2 protein-coding genes are annotated in these 1,827 nt (G+C 73.7%); both read right to left on the reverse strand.

The genetic code is table 11. From position 1 onward, the window contains the following. The coding region (locus tag GA0115259_RS31825) for a metal-dependent hydrolase family protein (RefSeq protein ID WP_093603402.1) at positions 1 to 1,228 on the reverse strand (1,228 nt) is incomplete at its 3' end. Beyond that, the coding region (locus tag GA0115259_RS31830; RefSeq protein ID WP_176732722.1) for a glutamine amidotransferase-related protein at positions 1,209 to 1,827 on the reverse strand (619 nt) is incomplete at its 5' end. The genes GA0115259_RS31825 and GA0115259_RS31830, both read right to left, overlap by 20 nt.

Below are 1,827 nucleotides of genomic sequence, written 5' to 3' on the forward strand. Positions count from 1 at the left end.
CCGCGCGCCGGCCCGGCGCCAGCACGCCCGTGTCGTCCACGCCGAGCCGCTCCGCCGCCGCGGAGGTCGCGGCCACCAGCGCCTGGCGGCAGGTGAGTCCCATGCCGTCAGGGCCGACGAGGGCGGCGAGATCCGCCGGAAAACCGTCGAACGCGCGCTGCGGCACGCCCGCGTCCGATCCGGCGACCATCGGCACGCCGGCCGCGACCATGCGCTGGAAGACCTCGCGGATCTGTGTCCGCCGCTCGCGAAAGCGCGGCGCGACGAGATCCGGCCCCTCCGGTCCTTCGGGCCCGGCGGTCCGCATCCGCAGGAAGGCACCGCTGATCGTGGGTACGAACGCGATACCGCGGGCGGCCATCTGAATCGCGGTCGCGGGATCATAGGCGATCCCGTCCGCCGTCTCGAACAGGCAGTGCTCGATGGTGCGCACACCCGCGTCGACCGCCCGCCGGATGCTGACCGGATCGTAGGCGTGCGCCGAGACCGGCACCCCGAGCCGCTCGCTCTCCTCGACACAGGCCCGCACCTCCTCCTCGCTGTACTGGGGCCGGCCGGGATTGGTCCTGGGCGTCAGATTGCCGCCGCTGAGCATCAGTTTGATCCAGTCGGCGCCGTCCCGGACCTGGCGTCTGACGGCGACCCGGATCTCGGCGGGCGAGTCGCACTCGTGGCTGAACCAGTGGCAGTGGCCGCCCGTGACCGTGATCGGCCGGCCGCTCGTCAGCACCCGCGGCCCCGGGATCCGGCCTTCGGCCACGGCGGCGCGCAGCGGGAAGGCCACCTCGTTCGGCGTTCCGAGATCGCGCACCGTCGTGACGCCCGCCTCGGCCGCGAGGCGGAGGTTCTGTACGGCCCGTACGGCCAGTGCCGCCGCTCCGGCGCGCGCCTCCCGCTTGAAGTCGCGCACCGGTGTGGCCGAGCCGGACAGCGCCATGTGCACATGACAGTCGATCAGCCCCGGGAGCACGGTCGCTCCGGGCAGATCCAGGCGCGGCACGGTGTCCAGGCCGCCACCGAGGTCCGCCTGCCGTCCCACCGCGCCGATCCGTGCGCCCTCCACCAGCAGGAAGCCGTCCCGGACCGGTTCGGGCGCGACACCGTCCCAGACCCGGTCGGCGCTGATCAGATACCGGCCGGGCACCGGCTCGCCCGGGCGGAGCAGGACCGCCGCGGGGCGCCGCGCGGCGCCCCGCGCCGTAACGCCGTCAGTTCGCGAGAAGACCACGCAGCACCGCCTCGACTATCCCGTGTCCGACTCCGCCGCGCAGGGTCAGGATCGACTCCGGGTGAAACTGGACGGCGGCGACCGGCAGACTCCGGTGCTCCACCGCCATGACCACTCCCTCGTCCGTGGTGGCGGTGACCTCCAGACACTCGGGCACCTGCGCCGCGAAGATCGAGTGGTACCGCCCGGCGGCGAACCGTTTCGGCAGCTCCGCGAGCAGCCTGCCGCCCGTGACATTGATCCAAGAGGTCTTGCCGTGCACCGGCTGCGGCAGCAGGGAGAGCGTGCCGCCGAAGTACTCGACGACCGCCTGGAGTCCCAGGCACACGCCGAAGACCGGGATGCCCAGCCCCAGCGCCGCACCGAGCGTTGCCGACATGCCGAAGTCGGCCGGCCGGCCAGGTCCCGGTGACAGGACCAGCAGGTCCGGCCGCTCGTCCGCCAGCACCTGGCCGCCGAGCGGCGCGCGCAGCGTACGGACGTCCGCGCCGGCCTGCCGGAAGTAGTCGGCCAGGGTGTGTACGAAGGAGTCCTGGTGGTCCGCGAGCACCAGCCGCCTGGGCAGCGGCCGTGGACCGGGCGGCGGCCGGTGTCCGGCC

This window comes from Streptomyces sp. MnatMP-M17, assembly GCF_900091995.1.
Lineage (GTDB): Bacteria > Actinomycetota > Actinomycetes > Streptomycetales > Streptomycetaceae > Streptomyces.